This is a genomic window from Micromonospora sp. KC721, from assembly GCF_004348355.1.
Lineage (GTDB): Bacteria > Actinomycetota > Actinomycetes > Mycobacteriales > Micromonosporaceae > Micromonospora.
Genome location: NZ_SMJY01000416.1, coordinates 1 through 641 on the forward strand (window position 1 = coordinate 1; position 641 = coordinate 641).

A 641-nucleotide genomic window follows, 5' to 3' on the forward strand; every position below is an offset into this window, starting at 1 on the left:
CCGCTTCTTTGCCGCAGTCGGTTCACCCCTGGCAGGTGTTTACCCCTTGCGCACCGTCACCGCCTCTCCGCCCGCCGAGGCGCGCCCGGCCCTGGCCGTGGGCGTCACCGCGGCCGTGGGCGTCACCGCGGCCGTGGCCGTCACCGCGGCCGTGGGCGTCACCCCGGCCGTGGCCGTCACCCCGGCCGTGGCCGTCACCCCGGCCGTGGCCGTCACCCCGGCCGTGGCCGTCACCCCGGCCATGGGCGTCACCCCGGCCGTCATCCAGTCCTGATCTCCTCTCGGCGGGCCGTCAATGATCGCGCAGCCGCAGCCGCAGCCGCAGCGGAGAGGCGGAGCGGAGGTGGAGCGGAGAGGCGGAGCGGAGGTGGAGCGGAGAGGCGGAGCGGAGGTGGAGCGGAGAGGCGGAGCGGAGGTGGAGCGGAGAGGCGGAGCGGAGGTGGAGCGGAAGACCGGAACGGAAGACCGGAACGAGGCGGAGCGGAAGACCGGAACGGAAGCGACTGTTGCTTGCCCGTGGACCAGGTGACCGACCGGCTCAGGCCCTGACCGTGGACCAGGTGACCGACCGGCTCAGGCCCTGACCGTGGACCAGGTGACCGACCGGCTCAGGCCCTGACCGTGGACCAGGTGACCGACCG

At 74.1% G+C, this 641-nt stretch carries 1 protein-coding gene; it reads left to right on the forward strand.

Annotated elements, in window-relative coordinates; genetic code table 11:
- Positions 1 to 46 precede the first annotated feature (46 nt).
- Positions 47 to 274 (forward strand): hypothetical protein, encoded by a 228-nt coding sequence (locus E1182_RS31505; protein ID WP_165942780.1) that lies wholly within the window; start codon positions 47 to 49, stop codon positions 272 to 274.
- Positions 275 to 641 lie beyond the last annotated feature (367 nt).